16 protein-coding genes are annotated in these 20,302 nt (G+C 71.5%); 6 read left to right on the forward strand and 10 right to left on the reverse strand.

The annotated features are described in order from the left end of the window. Window positions 1-74 precede the first annotated feature (74 nt). A complete protein-coding gene (locus J2S44_RS00510; RefSeq protein ID WP_310407748.1) occupies window positions 75-1,688 on the reverse strand; it encodes a carboxylesterase/lipase family protein in 1,614 nt (537 codons plus the stop codon). A gap of 454 nt (window positions 1,689-2,142) precedes the next feature. Here J2S44_RS00510 and J2S44_RS00515 point away from each other — a divergent pair, with 454 nt between their 5' ends. Continuing rightward, complete coding sequence (locus J2S44_RS00515; RefSeq protein WP_310407750.1) at window positions 2,143-3,054, forward strand: dienelactone hydrolase family protein; 912 nt, start codon at window positions 2,143-2,145, stop codon at window positions 3,052-3,054. Window positions 3,055-3,166: 112 nt separating this feature from the next. On the opposite strand, the gene J2S44_RS00520 is transcribed toward J2S44_RS00515, so the two are convergent. Genes J2S44_RS00520 through J2S44_RS00550 form a run of 7 tightly spaced genes read right to left on the reverse strand, consistent with a single transcriptional unit; the run spans window position 3,167 to window position 13,055 of the window. Then, complete coding sequence (locus J2S44_RS00520) at window positions 3,167-3,475, reverse strand: family 1 glycosylhydrolase (protein WP_310407752.1); 309 nt, start codon at window positions 3,473-3,475, stop codon at window positions 3,167-3,169. Continuing rightward, on the reverse strand, window positions 3,460-4,353 hold the full coding sequence (locus J2S44_RS00525) for a family 1 glycosylhydrolase (RefSeq protein ID WP_310429430.1): 894 nt from the start codon (window positions 4,351-4,353) through the stop codon (window positions 3,460-3,462). Before J2S44_RS00525 ends, J2S44_RS00520 begins: the two co-directional genes overlap by 16 nt. A 57-nt stretch (window positions 4,354-4,410) precedes the next feature. Then, complete coding sequence (locus J2S44_RS00530; RefSeq protein WP_310407753.1) at window positions 4,411-7,500, reverse strand: family 78 glycoside hydrolase catalytic domain; 3,090 nt, start codon at window positions 7,498-7,500, stop codon at window positions 4,411-4,413. Continuing rightward, the gene (locus J2S44_RS00535; protein ID WP_310407755.1) at window positions 7,497-8,744 is read right to left on the reverse strand and encodes an ABC transporter substrate-binding protein; all 1,248 of its coding nucleotides are present in this window, start codon (window positions 8,742-8,744) and stop codon (window positions 7,497-7,499) included. The genes J2S44_RS00530 and J2S44_RS00535 overlap by 4 nt, the downstream gene beginning before the upstream one ends. A gap of 23 nt (window positions 8,745-8,767) precedes the next feature. Then, window positions 8,768-11,410 carry an alpha-L-rhamnosidase gene (locus tag J2S44_RS00540; protein ID WP_310407758.1) on the reverse strand — a complete coding sequence of 881 codons (2,643 nt, stop codon included), beginning with the start codon at window positions 11,408-11,410 and terminating at the stop codon, window positions 8,768-8,770. Then, window positions 11,407-12,228, reverse strand: a complete 822-nt coding sequence (locus tag J2S44_RS00545; RefSeq protein WP_310407760.1) for a carbohydrate ABC transporter permease — start codon at window positions 12,226-12,228, stop codon at window positions 11,407-11,409. The genes J2S44_RS00540 and J2S44_RS00545 overlap by 4 nt, the downstream gene beginning before the upstream one ends. Beyond that, window positions 12,225-13,055, reverse strand: coding sequence for a carbohydrate ABC transporter permease (locus tag J2S44_RS00550; RefSeq protein WP_310407762.1), 831 nt, complete (start codon window positions 13,053-13,055; stop codon window positions 12,225-12,227). The genes J2S44_RS00545 and J2S44_RS00550 overlap by 4 nt, the downstream gene beginning before the upstream one ends. Before the next feature lie 372 nt (window positions 13,056-13,427). Here J2S44_RS00550 and J2S44_RS00555 point away from each other — a divergent pair, with 372 nt between their 5' ends. Genes J2S44_RS00555 through J2S44_RS00565 form a run of 3 tightly spaced genes read left to right on the forward strand, consistent with a single transcriptional unit; the run spans window position 13,428 to window position 15,837 of the window. Then, window positions 13,428-13,862 carry a substrate-binding domain-containing protein gene (locus J2S44_RS00555; RefSeq protein WP_310407763.1) on the forward strand — a complete coding sequence of 145 codons (435 nt, stop codon included), beginning with the start codon at window positions 13,428-13,430 and terminating at the stop codon, window positions 13,860-13,862. 41 nt (window positions 13,863-13,903) lie between these two features. After that, window positions 13,904-14,944 (forward strand): LacI family DNA-binding transcriptional regulator, encoded by a 1,041-nt coding sequence (locus J2S44_RS00560; RefSeq protein ID WP_310407766.1) that lies wholly within the window; start codon window positions 13,904-13,906, stop codon window positions 14,942-14,944. Beyond that, window positions 14,941-15,837 (forward strand): alpha/beta hydrolase fold domain-containing protein, encoded by an 897-nt coding sequence (locus J2S44_RS00565; protein WP_310407767.1) that lies wholly within the window; start codon window positions 14,941-14,943, stop codon window positions 15,835-15,837. Before J2S44_RS00560 ends, J2S44_RS00565 begins: the two co-directional genes overlap by 4 nt. On the opposite strand, the gene J2S44_RS00570 is transcribed toward J2S44_RS00565, so the two are convergent. Together J2S44_RS00570 and J2S44_RS00575 are read right to left on the reverse strand one after the other, a co-directional pair. Further along, window positions 15,811-16,929 carry a hypothetical protein gene (locus J2S44_RS00570; protein WP_310407768.1) on the reverse strand — a complete coding sequence of 373 codons (1,119 nt, stop codon included), beginning with the start codon at window positions 16,927-16,929 and terminating at the stop codon, window positions 15,811-15,813. The genes J2S44_RS00565 and J2S44_RS00570 overlap by 27 nt on opposite strands. 439 nt (window positions 16,930-17,368) lie before the next feature. Then, a complete protein-coding gene (locus J2S44_RS00575; protein ID WP_310407771.1) occupies window positions 17,369-18,235 on the reverse strand; it encodes a helix-turn-helix domain-containing protein in 867 nt (288 codons plus the stop codon). A gap of 223 nt (window positions 18,236-18,458) precedes the next feature. On the opposite strand from J2S44_RS00575, the gene J2S44_RS00580 reads away from it, so the two are divergent. Both J2S44_RS00580 and J2S44_RS00585 read left to right on the forward strand, forming a co-directional pair. Continuing rightward, window positions 18,459-19,127 carry an alpha/beta hydrolase gene (locus J2S44_RS00580; RefSeq protein WP_310407774.1) on the forward strand — a complete coding sequence of 223 codons (669 nt, stop codon included), beginning with the start codon at window positions 18,459-18,461 and terminating at the stop codon, window positions 19,125-19,127. Window positions 19,128-19,271: 144 nt separating this feature from the next. After that, entirely contained in the window at window positions 19,272-20,198 is a 927-nt protein-coding gene (locus J2S44_RS00585) for a hypothetical protein (protein WP_310407777.1), read from the forward strand. The last annotated feature ends 104 nt before the right edge of the window (window positions 20,199-20,302 follow it).

The raw sequence follows: 20,302 nt of genomic DNA on the forward strand, positions 1-20,302 counted from the left end.
CGAGTCCCTCCCGGCCGGCGCCGGCCCGGTCACGGCCGGAAATGGACGGACCGCCGGGGACGGCGAGCGCGGTATCAGGAGCCTCTCGGCTCCCGGCTCTCCCAGTAGAGTCGTTCCGCCCGGTCCGGGTCGTCGACGATCCTGCATCGGGCGTCGATCCACATGGTGGCACGGCGCGTGGGCGTGTAGGCGGGCCAGCGTGGCACGTGCGGCGCGTTCGGGCGGCTGTCGCGGGCGAATCCCGCCCACAACGCGCTCATGTGCCGTGCGGTCGCCCGTTCCCCGGCGGGCCGGTCGCCAGGGGTGTTGGCGAACTTCAGCGGGATGTCCGAGGCGTGGGGTGAGCCGAGCGGGAAGTCGGTGCCCGGCACCACGGTCGGGTCCTGGTAGGCGAGTTGGTACATGTACACCGGGGCCTGGTGCTGCGCCGCCTTGGCCTCGGCGATCCTGATGGCGTCGCGCCAGATCGGCGAGGTGGTGATCGCGAAGTAGAGCTGTGCCGGGGTGGCCGCGGGCCGTGACGCGCGGAACGTGGCGATGATCCGGTCGAGTTCGGCGCCCTGATAGGTGCGGCTCAGTTCCCGGCGCAGTCCGGCTTCGTCGATGCGGAAGATGTCCGGTGGGCCGAAGAGGCTGAAGAACACCGTCTCGTCGCGGGTGGTGCCGACCATCAGCGGCTTGCCGGCCGACCACGGCGGGGCGCCGTCGGCGACGGGGTGCCGGGGGATGATGCGGCCGTCGACGAACGCGCCGAAGCCGGGCCGCACCGGATCCGGGTCGCCCCACGGGGCGACCCCGTTCGCGGCTTCGGCCTGCTGGATCTCCAGCAGCCGGGCGGCGGGGATGTCGTGCAGTCGCGCGATGTCGGCGCGGGTGAGGCCCAGCAGGTGCAGGGTGCGTTCGGCGCGGGCGGTGGCGCCGTCGCGGGTGGGGAACCGCAGCGGCGCGGCGCTTTCGATCGACGCCTTGTGGAAGAGTTGCGCGGCGGCCGGCATGGTGTAGACGGCCGCGGTCTTCGCGCCGCCGCCGCTCTCGCCCCAGACCATGATGTTGTCCGGGTCGCCGCCGAAGTGGTCGATGTTGTCGGCGGTCCAGCGCAGTGCGGCGAGGATGTCGAGCATTCCCTGGTTGGCGGCGTAGTCGCCGTGGGCGAGGTCGCCCAGGAACAGGTAGCCGAGCAGGCCGAGCCGGTGGTTGGACTGCACCACCACCACGTCGTGGAGCTTGGCCAGGCGGGTGCCGTCCTGGCCGGTCGCGGAACCCGAGCCGATCATGTAGCCGCCGCCGTGGTGGTAGAACATCACCGGGCGGCGTTTCCCGTCGGCGGCCGGCGTCCAGATGTTCAGGTAGAGGCAGTCCTCGGACGGTGCCGGCATCCGGCCGTTGCCGTTCGGCCCCATCTCGCCGCCGGGCACCTGGTAGGCGGGGTTGGGGAAGTCCACGGTGTCGCGCAGGCCGGACCACGGCCGCGGTGGCTGTGGCGCCCGGAACCGGAGGCGGCCGAGCGGCGGTGTCGCGTACGGAACGCCGAGGAACGCGATGGTGCCGTCCCGGCGCCGGCCACGCACTCTGCCGTACCGGGTGGTCGCCTCGTCGCGACCGGTGCGGCCGTGCGCCCGGGCCGTCGCCGGCAGGCTCACGGTGGCCGCCGCGGACAACGACCCTGCGATCAGTGCTCTGCGAGTCATCCGCACATCCACGATCAGACCTCTTCCGTCGTACGGGCGCGCCCGGGCGCCTTCTGGAGGCGCGAACGCGGTCCACCGCAGCGCCGGCGGTGGCGTGCCCTCGCATGCCGTCAACCCGCCGTCCCGGCACATGAAACGTTTCACATACCGCGCGGCGGGCGCCGACGAGGAACGCCCCGGTGACGCGCATGTCGTCCGTCATCCAATCGCAGCCCGGCAATACGGGCAACGTTTCTCACACGTTACGGCGAACGTAGCCGTCGGCGCCGGCATCAGTCAAGAGCGATCTATCCAGGAGCTATCGATTCCACGGCACCCACCCCCATCCGGACGTCGCCGGAGATTCTCCGGCCCATACCTTGACGCGGGTAACGTTATTCATTCAGCATCATCAATTGTTGTACGGCCGGCAGGCCGGAACCGCTCATCGCCCGCCACAGCAAGGAGGATCACGATGCCAGCGCAGGACCGTGTCCCATCCCCGCCCCGACGGCTGTCGCACCGTCTCGCCCGACGAGTGCTGACCGCGATCGCCGTCACGGCCGGCCTGGTCGGCACCGCGTCGCCACAGCCCGCGTTCGCCGCGGCCAACCCGTACGAGCGCGGGCCGGCTCCGACCGCCGCCGGCGTGGCGGCCGTGACCGGCCCGTTCGCGACCGCGTCGCTGAGCGTGCCGCGCGGCAACGGCTTCGGCGGCGGCGTCATCTACTACCCGACCGACCGCAGCCAGGGCACGTTCGGCGGGATCGCCATCTCCCCCGGCCTCAACGGCACCTGGCCCGGCATCGCCTGGCTCGGACCGCGCCTGGCCGGTCAGGGCTTCATCGTCTTCGGCATCGAGACGAACAACCTCAACGACAACCCCACCAGCCGCGGTACGCAGCTGCTCGCCGCCCTCGACTACCTCGCCCAGCGCAGCACGGTCCGCGATCGGCTCGACCCGGGCAGATTGGCCGTGGCCGGGCACTCCATGGGCGGTGGCGGTGCGCTCGACGCCGCCCTGCGCCGCCCGTCGCTCAAGGCCGCCATCGGCAACGCGCCCTACCTGCCCTCGAACAACCTGTCCGCCACGCGGGTGCCGACCCTGATCTACGCGATGCAGAACGACACCCTGGTCCCGCCGTCGCAGCTCGTCAACCTGTACAACAGCGTCCCCGCCACGACCGAGCGCGCCTATGCCGAGATCACCGGTGCCGGCCACAACTACATCGGCCAGCCGAGCACCACACTCGCGCGCACCATGATCCCCTGGCTGAAGATCTTCGTCGACGACGACACCCGCTACAGCCAGTTCCTGTGCCCGCTGGCCGACTCGTCCGGCATCCGGCAGTACCGCAGCAGCTGCCCACTGGTACCGGCCGCGTGACGGTCCCGCCGTCGCCGCGGCCGGTCGGCCCCGGCGACGGCGGAACCCGGTGCGCGGTCGGGCGTACGCCGCCCTGAGCCACCACTCGCCGATCCGGCGTGGCCGGCCGGGTTCATCGTGAGGTCTGCTCGGAGGTCTCGTGCAGGGCGCCGAGGCGGCCGGTGCGGGCGACGCGCGCGAACGCGTACGCGCTGGGCTTGGGCGTCCGGGTGAAGTCGTCGCCGACGGCGACGAGGCCGAAGCGTGGCCGGTAGCCCTCGCTCCACTCGAAGTTGTCGAAGGCCGACCAGTGCAGGTATCCGCGGACGTCGACGCCCTCCGCGACGGCCCGGGCGAGCGCGGCCAGGTGGGTGTGGAGGTAGTCGAGGCGTTCGGTGTCGTCGGTCGTGGCGATGCCGTTCTCGGTCACGTAGAGCGGCAACCCGGTTCCGCGGCGCGGTGCAGCATCTCGCGCAGGCCGTCGGGATGCACGGCCCATCCCATCTGGGTCAGCGCGGTCCCGGCCGGTGGCGGGGCGAACAGGGCCGGGGCGGCCGGGTCGACCCACTGTTTGCGGTAGTACTGCACGCCGAGCCAGTCACCGCCGGGGTCCTCGAGGTACCGGTCGACGATCTCGTGACGGATGTCGAGGAACGCGGGGGTCTCCGCATCGACCGGGGCCAGCAACGGCAGCTGCACCGCCAGCCCCACCCGGGAGCCGGCCTGGTCACGGACCGCGGCCACGGCGGCCCGATGTGCCTCGAGCAGGACTCCCCCGACGCGTTTCCACTTCATCACGTTGGTGACGCCCGGCGGGTGGTAGCCCTCGAGGTAGCCGTGCAGGGCCACCATCTGCGGTTCGTTGATCGTGCAGACGAACGGCATCAGCGTGCCGAGTTCGGCGCTCACGTGCCGGCAGTACCGGGCGAAGACGCCGGTGGCGTCCGGGGCGAGCCAGCCGCCGCGGGCGGCGAACCAGCGTGGCAACGTGAAGTGATGGAGGGTGACGAAGGCGGTCATGCCGCTGTCGCGCAGGGCGGTCAGCACCCGCCGGTAGTGGCCGATGGCGGCGCTGCTGTACTCGCCGGGCGCGGGCTCGATGCGTGACCACTCCAGCGACAGCCGGTGAGTGTTGTGTCCCAGCGATGCCAGCAGCGCGAAGTCCTCGGCGTACCGGTGATAGTGGTCGATGCCGTCGCCGGACGACGCCCGCGCCAGGGATGCCGGGTCGTGTTCGAAGTCCCACCAGTCGTTGTTGGTGTTGCCGCCTTCGACCTGGTGGCCGAGGTGGCCGAGCCCCAGAGGAACCCGTCGGGGAATCGCACTGCCGCCTCCTCCAGGGGCGCGGCCCGCGGGTGGCGGGCCGCGCCCGCGTGTTCATCGGGTGGTGAAGGTGTAGGTGCCGGACGGCACCCGGTAGACGGCATCGCGCAGGAGCGTCGCGCGGGGCGGGGTGCCGGTGACCCGGCCGCCCAGCGTCGGCACGTGCACGACCGCGGTGGTGTTCGGCGGAACGGTCACGGTCAGGCGCAGCCGGTTGCCGTCGCGTCTCCACTCCGTGCGGGCGGTGCCCTGCGGGGTGGTGTAGTGGCCCTTGACGAACGTCAGGTCACCGACGACCTTCGGTGCGATGACCAGGTCGCGGTACGCGGTGGTGCCGTCCGCGGCCCGGATGCCGGCCAGGCCGGCGTGGAACCACTCCTCGATCTGGGCGAGGATCATGTGGTTCTTGGAGTCGCCGCGGTTCCAGCGTTCGCCGATGGTGGTCATGCCGCCGGGGTTGGCGACGGTCGGCTCCATGAAGTAGCCGTAGCTGGGCTGCTCGTCGCGCTGGATGAGGTCCCACAGCACGTCGTCGCGGCCGCCGGTCGACAGTGCCCGCACGGTCGGGGCCATGCCGATGGTGCCGCCGCTGAAGTGCGGACCGTCCCCGGCCGGGTGGAACGCGTAGATCAGCTCGACCAGCGCGTCGAGGACCGCCTGCCGCTCGGAGTCGGGGACCAGGCCCGCGTCGAGCGCGAGCGCCTGCGCGGTCTGGCTGGCGCCCGTGGTGCCGGCGTTGCCGTCGGCGGTGTAGCGGCGCGTCGTCGTGTTGTAGAAGGCCTGGTGGAACGCGGCCTTGATGTCGGTGGCGAGGGCTGCGTACCGGTCGGCGTCGGCCTGGTGGCCGGTCAGCCGGGCCAGCACGGCCAACTCCTTGATCATCATGTAGTAGCCCCAGGTGCCGGTGATCCGCCCGGAGACCGGCTCGGCGGACACCCAGTCGGCCAGGGCCGCGTCGACGATGTGCCCGACCGCCTTCTGCCGCGCGATGTAGTCGGCGAACCGCACCATCGGCGCGTAGTACCGGGCCGCCGTCTCGGTGTCGCCGTAGAGCTGCCGCAGGAAGCCGGGCACCAGAATGATCGCGTTGCCCCAGTTGATCTCGTCGCCGAAGCGGCCGCTGTAGCCCCAGTCGTAGACCGGGGTCTTCAGCGCGACGTTGCCCGCCATCGGGGTGTCCGCCACCGACTGGCCCTCGACCAGATGCCGCTGATGGGTGCGCAGGTAGGCGGACAGGTCGAAGTCACGGTGGATCGCGCCCATCGGCATCGTGTAGTCGGCCGGGTAGGACAGTTTCTCCCGGCCGGGGCAGTCGGTGAACACGCTCATCATGTTGCTGGCGAACGAGTACCAGGCCATTCGGTGGATCCGGTCGACCCGGGCGTTCGACGTGCTGACCGCGCCCGCGATCGGGGTGTCCGCCTGCACCCGCAGGCCGGTGATCGTCTCCTTCGTCGGCACGTACCCCTCGGGCAGGCCGGTGACCTGCACCCACTGCATGCCGAAGTAGTTGAAATCCGGCCGCCAGGTTTCCCCGCCGCGTACCCCCGCGGTGGTGTAGGTGTTGAACAGGTCGGTGCCGCGGCTGCCGCCGCCGCCCTTCAGGGACGCCTGGTCCACGGTGCCGTCCGCGGCCAGTGACTCGGCCGGCGACATGCGGATCACCGTGCCGGCCGGTACCCCCTTCACGCGCAGCTCGGGCAGGCCGGCGATGTTCTGGCCGAGGTCGAACACCCAGGTGCCGGGCGCCGGATTGGTGATCGACACCGGGGTGAGGCGGTCGGCGATCACGATCGGCGGCGCGGTCCGGCCGACCAGTTTCGTCGCCAGGTTGGGCGGTGGGGCGATCCCGGCGGCGATCCAGCCGGCCGGGGTGCCGTCGCGCCGTTTCGCCGTCGCGGACAGGTCCGCGCCGGGCCGGTCCCAGCCGGGCTGCTCGCGGCGGGCATCGTGGTCGCTGCCGGAGTACCAGGCGTCGGTGGTCAGCGGGCCGAGCGCGGTGCGCCACTGCCGGTCCGAGACGATCACGGTCTCCCGGCCGTCCGTGTAGGTGATCTCGAGGCGTGCGATGAACCGGGGTGTGACGGCCGCGCCCGCGCTGGCGTCGCCGGCGGCGATGTTGTTGCCGGATCCGGTCACCGCCGCGGCGGCCGGATGAGGCGTGGACAGGCCGGGGGTGAAGCTGACCGTGTCCGTGCCGATCGCGGTGATCACCCGGGATTCGAGCCGGTCGCCGCCGTCGCCGGTGTCCACGTTGATGGTGCCGCCGACGTGGTAGCCGGCGACGCTGCTCAGCGTGACGGTGGTGGCGCCGGCCGGGGCGTCCGCGGTGAGCGTGCCGTTGCCCTTGAGCTGGCTCTGCCACCAGGAGTACGGCGCGGTGCGCCCGACGGCCGGGTTGACGACGCTGCGCCGCACGTAGGCGGGACCGTTGCCCAGCCGTACCCCCACGGTGTTGTCGCCCCTGCGCAGGTGCCGGGTGACGTCGTAGACGCGGTACTCGCTGGAGAGCTGGTAGTTGGCGTAGCCCGGGGCGAGCACCTCATCGGTCAGCGAACGCCCGTTGAGCGTGGCCAGGTGCATGCCGACGCCGGAGAGGTAGAGCCGCGCCCGCCCGATGGTGCGGCGCGGGTCCGTGCTGAACCGCCGGGCGAAGATCGGCATCGGCTGCGTCTCGGCCCGGCCGGGGTACTCGATCCAGCGGGCCGGACCCCAGTCGGACTGGTGCAGCAGGCCCATCTCCCAGGTGGACCGCGCGCTCCAGTCGGTGGCGCGCCGGTGGGCGTCCCAGGCGCGGACGTGCCAGGAGAGCCGCTGCCGGGAGGTGAGGGCCGGGCCGCCGTAACGGACCCCGGACTGGACGTCGGAGTCCACCCTGCCGGAATCCCAGAGCAGCCGGTCGCCGTACACCCGGATCTGGTAGGCGGTCTGCCGGTCTGCCGCCGGCGAGCCGGTCTCGGCGAAGCGCCAGCTCAGTACCGGGTTGACGGTGTCGAGACCGAGGGGTGAGCCGGCGCGGCCGTCGACGCGCAGGCCGACGACGCGCGGGCCGGGACCGGTGTCACCGGCGGAGGCGGGACCGCCGGTCAGCACGCTCGCGGAGGGGATCGCCAGGGAGAGTCCGAGTGCGGTACGCCGTCTCATGATCCCGCCTTGTAGTCGGTGTCCATGTCCTTGAGCACCTCGTCGGCCGTGGCCTGGCCGCTGAAGACCTCCTGCAGGCCGCTGAGCATGGTCTGCTGGACCTTCGCGTTGGGCCACAGCTGGTCCATGAAGGGCACGGTGCGGTTGTCCGCGACGTAGGTGGTGAGTTCGGCGAGCCCGGGGTCGACGGCGGTGCCGGCGCCGGGGAGGGTCGGCAGGCTGCCCTGCGCCTCGTTGAAGATCTTCATGCCCGCCGGCGACATGACGAAGGTGACGAACTTCAGCGCGAGGTCCCTGTTCTTGGCCTTGGCGTTGATGCCGTAGCCGGCACCGGCGGCGGCCGGCATGACGAACTCGGCCGGGTTGTCGGTGGCCGGGAGCGCCTTCATGGTGAACGTGCCGGCCGGGTTCTTCTGCTTGAGCAGGCCGATGATCCAGTTGCCCTGGATGATGCCGAGCGTCTTCCCGGTCGCGGCCAAGGTCTGGCTGGCTTCGTAGCTGGTGCCGAGCGGGTCCCTCTGGAAGCAGCCGGCGGTGTTCATCTCCTGGTACTTCGCCATCGCGGTCGTCCACGGCGAGCCGGCGAAGCTGGTCCGGCCGGCGGCGAGCTTGGTGTCGAAGTCCCGGTCGGCGCCGTAGACGGTGGTGGCGGTCAGCGCGTAGAGGGCGATCTGGGTGACCCAGTTGTCCTGGATGCCGAGCGCGAACGCCGGGGTGCCCTTGCCCGCGGCGTCCCGGCAGAAGGTGAGCAGTTCGGTCCAGGTGCCCGGCGCCGTCAGTCCGGACTGCGCGAGTGCCTGGTCGTTGTAGACGGCGCCGATGCCGTTGAGCCCGAACACCGCGTTGTAGGTCTTGCCCTCGTACCGGGCGACCTTCTGGAACGACTCCGGCAGCTGCCCGGCCCACGGCTGGTCGGACAGGTCGAGCAGGTAGCCGGGCTCGGCGATGACGTAGGTGGCGCCGGGGTTGCCGTTGCCGGGCCAGACGGTCATCACGTCCGGTGCGGTGCCGGAGGACAGCTGGGTGCGGATCTGCTGCTGGTACTGGTCGGCGCCGCTGGTGGTGAGGTTGACGGTGACGCCGGGGTTGGCGGCCTTGAACGCGTCGACGACCTTCTCGATCGATCCCTGGTCGACCGACGCGATGGTCAGGGTGGTGCCGTCACCGGCGCCGGCGTTGGTGCCGCCGGAACAGCCGGCCAGCAGGGCCACGGCGGCGGCCGCCGTGAGTAGACGTGTGCGCATGGTTCTCCCTCGTGGAGATGGTTTCAGGCGGTGAAGGTGTAACGGCCGGACGTCAGCCGCAGGGCGAGGCCCGTGGCTTCCGGTTCGGCCCGGAGCACCCCGTCCGCCTCGGCGGCGGGCACCGTGCCCTCGTGCACGCCGCCGGGGTCGGAGGTGGGGATGTGCAGTTCGGCGGTGCATCCCGGCGGTACCGTGACGGTCACGGTGAGCCGGTCGTCCTCGCGGGACCAGCCGCAGGCCACGAGGCCGCGCGCGGTCTCCTGCTCGGCGTGCGCGCGGGTGAGGTGCCCGCCCGGGGTGGGACGCAGCAGCAGCTCGGAGTAGGCGACCGAACCGGCCGTCTGGTCGATGCCGGCGACGCGGCCGTAGAGCCAGTCACCGACGCTGCCCAGGCTGTAGTGGTTGAACGAGTTCATCGCCGCGGACTGGAAGCCGCCGTGGTCGGTCCAGCCGTCCCAGCGCTCCCAGATCGTGGTGGCGCCGTGCCGGATCGAGTACCCCCACGACGGGTACTCCCGCTGGTGCAGCAGGGCGTAGGCGAGGTCGGCGCGGCCGTGGTCGGTCAGCACCGGGCACAGCAGCGGCACGCCGACGAAGCCGGTGGTCAGCCGGTTGCCGCGGTTCTCGATGTCGGCGGCCAGGTGCGCGACGGCGTCGCCGACCAGGGCCGGCGGGAGCAGGCCGAACCCGATCGCCAGCAGGTACGCGGTCTGGGTGCCACCCTTGACGCTGCCGTCGTCACCGACGAACGCGTCCTGGAACGCCCGGGTGATCGCGGCGTGCAGCTGCCGCCACCGTGCCGACGGTCTGCCGAGCACGTCGGCCGCCTCGGCCACGATCTGCGTGCTGCGCGCGAAGTACGCGGTCGCCAGCACGTCGCGAGGTGTGTCGGCGTCGATCTGCAGCCAGTCACCGTAGGAGTTGCCGGTGCGGTGCTGCCAGAGCAGGCCGGGGTTGTGCCGGTGGATGTGGTCGATCCAGGCGGTCATCGCGTCGAAGCAGCGTTCCAGGGTGCGCCGGTCGCCGTAGGTGCGCCACAGCAGCCACGGGATGATCACCCCGCCGTCGCCCCAGGCGGGTGCGCCCTCCCGCTCGAAGGCGATGATCGGGGCCACGTCACGGAACGCGCCGTCGTCGTCCTGGCCGTCGACGACGTCGCGCAGCCAGCGGGCGAAGAACGCGGACACGTCGGCGTTGCGGGTCGCGGTCGGTGCGAACACCTGCGCGTCGGCGAGCCAGCCGAGCCGCTCGTCGCGTTGCGGGCAGTCGGTGGGGACCGCGACGAAGTTGCCGCGCTGCCCCCAGCCGATGTTGGCGTGCAACCGCATGACGGCCGGGTCGTCGCAGTCGAAGGTTCCGGTCCAGGGGGTGTCGCTGTGCAGGACCCGCGCGGTCACGTCGCCCGGTGCCAGCTCGCCGGGGTACCCGCTGATCTCGGCGTACCGGAAGCCGTGGACGGTGAACTGCGGCTCGAACACCTCGCCGTCGCCGCCGGCGCTGACGTAGGTGTCGGTGGCGGCGGCCCGGCGCAGGTTCAGCGTGTACGGCTCGCCGTCGGCGAGCACCTCGGCGTGCCGCACCACGATCCGCCGGCCGGCGGTGCCGCCGTGGACGCGCAACCGGATCCGGCCGACGAGGTTCTGCCCGAAGTCGACGACGAACCGGCCCGGCTCGCGCCGGTCCACCGATACGGCCGGCAGCTGTGTGACGACCCGGATCGGCGCGTCCGGTTCGGCGACCAGCGGGCCGGGTGCGGTGTCGAGCACCGCGACCGGGCGGTTGCCCGTCACGCCGCGGCGGGCGTCGACGTACTGGCCCATCATCAGGTCGGCGGACCGGACCGGGCCGTCGCTCTCGGTCCAGTCGCCGCCGGTGGCGATGACCCGCTGCGAGCCGTCCGCGAAGTCCAGTACCAGCTGGGCGAGCAGGCCGGGCGCGGCACCGTAGTGGCGGGCCGGGCGGCGCGGGTCGAAGCCGACGTAACCGCTCCACCAGCCGTCGGCGACGACGGCGGTGATGGTGTTGTCGCCGGTGCGCAACTGCTCTGTCACGTCGTAGGTCTGGTACTGGATGCGGTGGTGGTACTCGGTCCAGCCCGGGGCGAGTTCCCGGTCGCCGACGCGCTCGCCGTTGAGGTACGGCTCGTAGACGCCCCGGGCGGTGGCGTGGAGCCGGGCCCGCACCGGTCGCCGTGCCAGCCGGAACTCGTGCCGGAGGTACAGTGCCGCCTCCGCCGGGCCGGGCGAGATCAGGTCGTCGTCGGTCGGCGGGTCCACCGGTGGCAGCGCGACGGGGTCGCGGCCGATCCACACCGCGGTCCAGTCCTCGCGGTGCAGCAGGCCGGTCTCGAACCAGGTCTGCGCGGTCGCGGCGGGCGCGCCGGTGTCGTCCCAGACCTCGACGCGCCAGTGGTAGCGGGTGGCCGAGCGCAGCGCCGGTCCGTCCCAGTCGATCAGCAGCGTCTCGCCGCCGGCCCGGCGACCGCTGTCCCACAGCAGGCGCGCGGGCGTGTCCAGGTCGTCGGCGCGTGCGGCCGCGGTGATCCGGTAGGCGCTCTGTGCCGCGCCGCGCCGTGCGTCGCGCAGCTTCCAGGACAGCCGGGGGCTGGTCTCGCCGAGGCCGAGGGGCTCGGTGCGCTGTTCCGTCTGCAGGCCGTAAACGATCATCCTTTGAGTCCTCCGGCGAATCCGTTGATGATGCTGCGCTGCAGGGCCAGGTAGACCGCGAGGACCGGGACGATGCTGATCAGCAGGGCGGCGAAGATGAGGTTCCAGTCGGAGACGAACTGCCCGACGAAGCCGGCCACCGCGACCGGCATGGTCTGCTGGGTGCTGCCGGACAGGTACAGCAGCGGGGTGAAGAAGTCGTTCCACACGCTGACGGTGTTGAGCACGAGCGCGGTCACGGTGATCGGCTTGAGCATCGGCAGGACGACGTACCGGAAGGCGCTCAGCGGCCCGCAGCCGTCGAGGGTGGCGGCCTCCTCGAAGTCGCGCGGCAGCGCACGCAGGAAGCCGACGTAGAGGAACGTCGTGAACGGCACCTGCAGGCCGGCGTAGAACAGCACCAGCGACCAGATCGAGCCGAGCAGTCCGAGGTCGCGAACCGTCTGGTAGAGCGGCAGGGCGGCGAGCTGGAACGGCAGGATCAGGCCGAGCATGATCAGCAGGAACGTGCCGCGGGACCAGCGCGCGGTGGACCGGGCGAGCGGGTAGGCGGCCAGCGACGACACCGCGAGGATGATCACGACGCTCACCGCGGTCACCACGACGCTGTTGATCAGGGCACCGCCGAGGCCGCCCTCCTGCCAGGCCTGGGTGAAGTTGTCGAGCGTCGGTGAGGTGGTCGGGCTGACCGGCGACGAGGTGTCCGAGGGGTCCCGGACCGCGAGGTTGACCAGCACGTAGACCGGGAAGGCGAAGATCAGGGCCACGAAGATCATGACCATTTCGAGCACGAGGGTACGGCGTGAGTAGCGGTTCATGACGCCGCCTTCTCGTTGCGGTTGAGGACGGCGTACTGGCCGGCGGAGGCGACGGCGACGATCGCGGTGAGGACCACGGCGAGCGCGATGCTGTAACCGAACTCGCCGAGCGTGAACGCGTCCTTGTAGATCAGCGTGGAGATGGTGTCGGTGGCATGCCCGGGTCCGCCGCCGGTGAGCGCGTACACCTGGTCGAAGAGTTTGATCCCGCCGATGATCGACAGCATCAGGTTGATCGTGATGGCCGGTGCCAGCAGCGGGCGGATGATCGACCAGAAGCGGCGGACCGGCCCGCTGCCGTCGATCGCGGCCGCCTCGTAGATCTCCTTCGGCACCGACTGCAGCCCGGCCAGGAAGATCACCATGGAGTAGCCGGCGAACTGCCAGACCACGACCAGGACGATCATCCAGAGCGCGAGTTCCGGGTCGCCGAGCCAGTTCTGCCGCCAGGCGCCCAGGCCGACGGCGCCGAGCAGGCTGTTGACCGCGCCGTCCGGGCCAAGCAGGTTGCGCCAGAGGTAGGCGGTGACGATGGGGGTGATCACGGCCGGGGCGAACAGCAGGGCCCGCAGCACGTTACGGCTCTTGATCATCGTGTTGACGCCGAGCGCCAGCAGCAGCCCGATGCCGTTCTGGATGACGGTGATCGCAACGGCGATGACCAGCGTGTGCCAGACGGCCTGCAGCGCGTCCGGGTCGTCGGCCATGGCGGTGAAGTTGTCCAGCCCGATGACCGCGAAGTCCGGGTCGAGGCCGTCCCAGTCGGTGAAGGCGTAGTAGACCCCCCGGGCGCTGGGGACCAGCACCACGAAGGCGAACAGCAGCATTGCCGGGACGGCGAACCACCAGGGTGGTGCGGCCTGACCCCGACGGGATCGAAACATCACCGCAGTGCGATCCGATCGTCGGTCGTGCCCATCGGTTGTCACGGGAAACCGCCTTGCTGAATCGTTTCAGGATCGGTCGGAGCACCACGGGACCCGGCCGGCCCGCCAGTGCCGTCCGGCCGCCGGGGTGACGTGGGTAACGTTTTCCGAATGTTTCGCCGACCTTACGAGCGCGTGCCAAACAGCGTCAAGAGGTTCGCGGTCTCGAATCTCGGCGTGGGCGCCGCCACCGGACCCGGTGCCCACCCCCGCTCCGGGCCGGGATTCGATGATCTCTATGGTGGATAACGTTTCACTAAGCAGGGAGCGCGCATGCCCGAAGGACCCGCCGTCGCCCGACGGGTGACGATCGTCGACGTGGCCTGCCGGGCGGGCGTGTCGACCACCGCGGTGTCGCGGACGCTGCTCGCGCGGCAACACCCGCCCACCGCCGTCTTCGCGGGCGCGGACGTCGTCGCCCCGGGCGTCCTCGACGCCCTCACCGAGGCCGGCCGGTCCGTGCCCGGCGACGTGTCCGTGCCCGGCGACGTGTCCGTGCCCGGCGACGTCTCCGTCGCCGGATACGACAACATCGCCCTGGCCGCGTTCCGCGCGATCTCCCCGACGACCGTGGACCAGGACGGGCACCGCATCGGTGTCACCGCGGCAGAGCCGCTGCTCGCGCATCGCCGAGCCGGCCCGGGCGAGCGCGCGGGTGAAGCTCTCCCCCACCGCGGTCCCGCGGGCATGACAGCCCCACCGCGCTGATCAGTACGCTGTGCCCAACGCCGAACCGTAGAGGAGACCAGGTGGTCAAGCCCGCGCCCCGACGCGTCACCATCGTCGACGTCGCGCGCCACGCCCAGGTGTCCACCACCGCCGTGTCCAAGGTGCTGCGCAACGCCTACGGCGCCAGCCCGGCCATGCGCGCCAAGGTGCAGCAGGCGATGACGGAGCTCGGCTACCGGCCGCACGCCGCCGCACGCGGGCTGCGCGGGCAGACGTACACCATCGGCGTGATGCTCCCCGAGCTGCGCAACCTGTTCTTCGCCGACATCCTCGACGGGATCACCGCCCAGCTCGGCGACACCGACTACCAGGTACTGCTCGCGCCCGGCTGCAACGGCGAGAAGGCCGAGGCCCGGGTCATCGACGCGATGATCGACCGCAGCATGGACGGCCTCGTCCTCATCGCCCCGGTCTCGGCCCGGAGCCGCCTGAACGAGGTGGCCCGCACCGTACCGACCGTGGTCGTCGGCCGGCACGGCTCCTCCCCCGCCTACGACACCGTCACCGACGACGACATCGCCGGCGCCGCCCTGGTCGTCGACCACCTCGTCAGCCTCGGCCACCGCCGCATCGCGCACATCGAACACCACGAGACCGACCGGGTCCGCCTCGCCGAGATGCCCAACGCCCAGCGTGCCCGCGGCTACCGCGACGCGATGATCGCCCATGGCCTCGAGGACGAGATCGACATCGCCTCCACCAGCTACACCCATGACGGCGGACACCTCGGCGCCCGGCAGCTGCTCGACCGGCCGCGCCGCCCGACCGCGATCTTCGCGGGTGCCGACGTCGTCGCCCTCGGCGCCCTCGAGGCGGTCGCCGAGGCCGGGCTGACGGTGCCCGGCGACATCTCGGTCGCCAGCTACGACAACAGTGCCCTCGCCTCGTTCGGGCCGATCTCGCTGACCAGCGTCGACCAGGACGGCCGGCAGATGGGCGTCGACGCAGCCCGCCTGCTCGTCGACCGGATCACCGACCGGCAACGCCGCACGGCCCAGGTGACGCTGTCACCCACGCTGGTCGTCCGGCGCACCACCGCGGCCGTCGAGGCGGCGCAGTGAGCATCATTACCGAGAACCGGCGGATCGACGGCCCGCACGGCGAGATCCCCGTACGTGTCTACCGGCCCGGCGGCGAGGCCGGCGCCGGCCTCGTCTGGGCGCACGGCGGCGCCTTCTTCGGCGGCGACATCGACATGCCGGAAAGCGACTGGGTCGCCCGGAGACTCGCCGAGCGGGGAATCACGGTCGTGAGCGTGGACTACCGCCTCGCACCGGTCCTGCCCGCGATGACCGGCAGCGGTGACGCGGACGCCGCACGCTTCCATTACCCGGTCGCGTCCGAGGAGGTCACCGCGGCGTTCACCTGGGCGACGACAGCACCGCTGCGCGTGCCGGGCTGGGCCCTCGGCGGTGCCAGCGCCGGCGCGAACCTCGCCGCCGGCGCCACACTGCGACTGCGCGACACCGGCCGGCCGATGCCCCGGGCCACGCTGCTGGTCTACCCGGTGCTGCACGCGACGCTGCCGGCGATGTCCGCCGAGCTGACCGCGAAGTTCATGACGCTGCCGGACCCGCACGCGGTGGGCCCGGAGACGATCAGCCGGATGAACCTCAACTACGTACGGGATCCCGCCGGTCTGGAGCAGCCGTACGCGTTCCCCGGCGGCCACGACCTCACCGGCATGCCCCCGACGTTCATCCTCAACTCCGACATCGATCCGCTGCGCGCGTCCGGGCAGCGGTTCGGCGCCGAACTCGTCGACGCCGGCGTCGACGTCCTGGTGATCCGTGAGCCCGGCGTCCGCCACGGCCACCTCAACGAACCGGACAACCCGGGCGCGCTCCGCAGCCTCGACCGGATGGCGAACTGGCTCCTGACACCGGCCCTGGGCGGGGTCACGGGCCGATCCGCGGCGCCCGGGCCGTCAGCGGCCGGCGTTGCGAGGCAGTGACGCGGTGCCACAGGCAGGTCGGTAGATCATCCGGTTGGAACAGCTCGCGAGGTTCCAGTTGGTCGCGAGGTACGAGCCGGCCGGCGGGTTGGGGTGGAAATAGTCGTTGACGTTGCAGTCCCAGTAGTAGTCGAGGTTGCCGTTCGGAGACGGGCACACGTTGCTGCGGTAGCCGTCCGAGCGGGGACCGCCGTCCTTGTAGCACATGACGTCCGCGTCGTCGTTGCAGTGGCCGGCACCGGAGCCGTTGGGTGTGCCCGGGAGTACCGCGCCCATCGAGTGCCCCTGCTCGTGCAACATGTACGTGAACGGGCACCGGCCGGTGACCACCGCGACGCCCGGCGCGTTGTTCACGCTGTTCTCGACGCCGGGGCGCGCGTCCCCGGAACCGAAGGCGACACCGCCACCGCAGCCCCCGTCGCCCCAGTAGACGACGTTGTCCTGACCGGTGGCCCGCAGGCCCTGCCGCGCGATCTCCTGGTCGATGGCACCGATGTTGCCGTCGTTGGTGCTGCTGCGCACCACGCGGACCGCGGGCTGGCCGGTGTTGTCGCACACGACCCGCAGCGACAGGTCCCCGCCGTACTCCGCGGCGCGGTTGGACACCATGGCGTTGGACTCGAGGAAGTGCTGCCGCATGAGCGGGACCATCGTCGCCGACGCGTCGCGGCCGCCCGCGGGGATCATGTAGACGAGCTGGATGCGGTACGAGTCGGTAGCGCAGTGGTGCGCCCGCGCGGCGAGCGCGGCCGGCTCCTTCGCGGCTACCGTGAGCGAGTCACGGGTGCCCCTGTCCGCTGCGGTCGGGGCGTCGAGGTGCGCGATCCGGTCACCGTACGGCGTGCGCAGCTTGAACTGCCCGTCGCCCATCGCGCACACGCGGTCGCCCAGGCGGCGGTCGGGGGTGAACTCGGCACCACGTCGACAGCGGTCCAGGTCCGCGGACGAGTGATCGTGCGCGTCCGGAGCGGGCCCGGCCCGGCCCTGGTCAGCGACGACGGCAGCGGCCGGGGCGGCCGTTCCGGGCACTCCGAGGGCGGACGCGGTGATCACACCGGCCGCGATCGTCACGAGCAGTTTCTTGATGTGCACTTCGACCTCCGAGGTTGATCGGCACGGTGGGTGGACGGGCTCTCCCGCACCTGGATCGGGTGACGGAACACGCCCGTGCCGCACCGGATGAGCGAGCGAGAGCAGTCGCTTCCAAAACCGTTTTCGGAAGGCGGTGGATCAGCCGATGGAAGGCATGGTCAGTGCTTCGGCCTGGATCACCGCCGGTTCGTGGCGCATCGACTTTTGTCGATTGCAAACGTTTTCGGGACTATAGCGCCATATGGGCAAGTCCCACAACCATGCACATCTGTCAATGCCTGTCGAAGCTGCGCCGCTCGCCCTGGGCCGCGCCGGTGACCCGGCCACGCCGCCGCGACGGATCGGATCCTGGCCGCCTGCCGCCTGCCGGGAGCGTCGTCCCATGTCGGCCTCGGGCCGCCGGTCCCGCCGTGACCCGCACCGTCACGATGACGATGGCTCAATGGTCAGGTCGACTGCCGGTCTTGCCGAGATCGTCAACCGCGGGTGTCGACGGGGCACCGAACGATGCCGCGTAGTCGCTGGGGGTGTACCCGAAACGCTGCCGGAACGCGCGGGTGAGATGTGCGTGGTCGGCGAACCGCCACCGTGCGGCGATCGTCGAGAGCGCGAGGCGCCGGCCGGGCGAGGCGAGCGCCCGGTGGACCTGCTCCAGTCGTTGATCACGGATGTAGGCACTCGCCGATCGGCCCTCCGCGGCGAAGGCCCGCTGAAGCGTGCGGACGGAGACGTTCAGCTCACCGGCCAGGGTCATCGGGGTCAGATCGGGATCGGTGAGGCGCCTGTCGGCGAGCCGGCGCGCCGCGTCGGCGAGCGCGGCGCCCAGCCGGGGTTCCGTCTCGTCCAGGCCGCCGAGGCACGCCGCACGGGCCAACTCGACGAGGGTCTCGCGGGCGGCGTCGATCCCCGCCGGCCCCAACCCCGCGACGGTCCGCTGGACCAGGGTGGCGTGCGCCGTCAGCAGCCGCACCTCGGCCGTGTCGGCCGGTCCGTCCGCCGGCTGGCCCCGCGTCATCGCCCCGAGGGCCGAGGACGGGACCACGAGCACTTGACCGACCGAGCCCGGCGCCGCGGCGAAGTGCGACAACCGGCCGGCCTGCACCGTGAACCTGCCGCCCCGTACCACCTGCTCCGCGCCGTTCCTGAGCCCGAGCCGCCACTCGCCCCTGCGCACGATCCACAGCCGGACGTGGTCGTCGACGGCGACGGAACGGCCCGTCGTCCGCAGGGCCGTGGAGCTCTCCAGGGTGTTGAACAGGACGTCGCGGACGCTGAACCCGCGCGAGCGGACGCGAAAGTCAGCCACCGTCGCCCGGCTGAACGGCGTCACCGGGAACCGGCTCCCGAGTCGGGACCTCCACTCCCGGACGAAGTCCCGGTGAGCGTTCGAGCCGTGCACATCGAGGTGAATCGTGCCGGTCATGGTGTCGCGTATCTTCAATCCGTCGTGACGTGCCGTTACAAGCGCATCCGGCCGCGGGGTTCATAGCATCTCCAGCGTAGATCAACCTATGCGTGGAGGTTCTCTCGTGAGCAAGGCTGTCGTGCTCGTGCACGGGGCTTGGCACGGCCCGTCCTGCTGGCAACCGCTGGTGGACGCCCTTGCCGGTGTTGACGTCCGGACCGTGGATCTGCCCAGTTCCGGTACCGACCCCGCGGCGCTGGGCGGGCTGGCCGAGGACGCCGCCGAGATCACGCGGGTGCTCGCCGGCATCGACGGACCCTCGATCGTGGTGGCGCACTCCTACGGCGGCGCGCCCGTCACCCAAGCCGTGGAAGCCGGCAGCGGCGTCGAGCACATCGTCTACGTCAGCGCGTTGCAGCTCGACGCCGGGGAATCCCTGCTCGGCCTGACCGGTGGACAGGTGCCGCCGTACTGGCGGGAACACGACGGATACGTCACCGTCGAGACGGCCGAACAGATCTTCTACGACGACCTGACTCCCGAGCGGACCGCGACCGCGCTGGCCGGGCTCCGGCTGCAGTCGCGGTCGTCACTGGAGCAGCCGGTGACCCGGGCCGCCTGGCGAGAGGTGCCCAGCAGTTATGTCGTGTGCAGCGATGACCGCTCCTTCCCTCCGCAGGCGCAGGAGATGCTGGCTCACCGGGCGGACACCGTGCACCACGTCGCGTCCGGGCATTTTCCCTTCCTGAGGGATCCCGAGGGGTTCGCCGCCCTGCTGCGCCCCCTGCTGTGACGAAGCCAGGCCGGTCGCTCCCGCGTGCACGCACGACACCGGCGAGCTGCGTGCCCACCGCGCCGTCCGGCCCTTGACCACCCGCGGGCAGGACTGTTGAGAAAGCAGTCGCTGTCGCCAGGCGGAGCCACCACACTGTCCGCGATGAGTGGCGATACCGGCGGATGGCACTACGCGAACCCGAACACCGTGCCCGGGGCGCTACAGCGGGGACTCGGCCGCGGCGCCCATCAGGTCGCGTCGACCTCGGACGCGTCAGACCTGGTCACGGCCTGTCTACGACGTGACTACCGCTGGGACCGGCAGGTCGATGAGCGCGATGTCTACCTGGCACGACTCGTCCGCGACCTGCGGATGCCGATCGCACCCGTCATTACCCGACTGTACGAAGCCCCGCCGCGCGACTCCGACGACGAGAACGCGTTCACGGTCGCCCTCGGGGTACTCGAGGCACTGGGCCGAGCCGACGTCGATGAGGCAGTCGAGGGCGTCCGCCGCTACGTCCGCCACGGCGCCCGTGAGCTACGCCGACGCCCGCCCGCGCCCGAGTTCCTCGACCTGGCCGAAGACCTCGCCGACAGGAGCACCGCGGGGCACGTGCACGGCGTCATCACAAAGCTGGGTGCACTCGCTCTTCCGGCTGCCCGCCGCTGGGCCGGCACGGCCGGTCACCCACTGACCTGGACGGGCCTGCGGCTAATGGCCGCCCACGGCGACGCCACGGACGTTCCGGCTCTGGTCGCCGGCTTGGATTGGCTGGACGCCCGCCCGGACGACCGGTGCGGTTACGACGAACTGGCCGGCGGCTTGGCCCGCATCGGCGGCCCCTCAGCCGCGACGACGCTACAGCGCCTGCACCGCCTGTGGTTCAGCCCGCACTCCTACGAACGGGCCTCCTGTCTACGCGCGCCGGCCACGCTCGACCCGGCCGGCGCGCAGCGCAAGATCATCGAAGGGCTGTGGGGACTGCGAGGCCGACGTCCGGCTACTGGCCGTGCAGCGAACGCCGCTGGACGATCGGATCCGCCAACGGCTGCGATACCTGCGCGACGACCCCATGGAGACGGCTGAGGTCCGTGCCGCGGCCACGGGTCGACTCGTCTGACACCCGGTCGATCGCACCGAGCCGCTGATCGGATGCTGCGGTGTGCACGTGTGGACCGCGGCGCCGCCGC

It is taken from the genome of Catenuloplanes niger (assembly GCF_031458255.1).
GTDB classification, from domain to species: Bacteria; Actinomycetota; Actinomycetes; order Mycobacteriales; family Micromonosporaceae; genus Catenuloplanes; species Catenuloplanes niger.